General features: G+C 53.6%; 1 rRNA gene. It reads right to left on the bottom strand.

Going from position 1 to position 330, the window contains the following annotated elements:
• A 16S ribosomal RNA gene (locus SB775_RS28265) occupies nucleotides 1-330 on the bottom strand; the annotation flags it as partial.

Here is a 330-nt window from a genome sequence, read left to right as displayed (position 1 = left end):
CGTCAATTCCTTTGAGTTTCAGCCTTGCGGCCGTACTCCCCAGGCGGAGTGCTTAATGCGTTAGCTGCAGCACTAAGGGGCGGAAACCCCCTAACACTTAGCACTCATCGTTTACGGCGTGGACTACCAGGGTATCTAATCCTGTTTGCTCCCTACGCTTTCGCGTCTCAGTGTCAGTTACAGACCAGAAAGTCGCCTTCGCCACTGGTGTTCCTCCACATCTCTACGCATTTCACCGCTACACGTGGAATTCCACTTTCCTCTTCTGCACTCAAGTCCCCCAGTTTCCAATGACCCTCCACGGTTGAGCCGTGGGCTTTCACATCAGAC

The sequence above is a fragment of the Peribacillus sp. SIMBA_075 genome, assembly GCF_046534585.1.
This window is presented reverse-complemented; position numbering and strand designations above follow the sequence as displayed.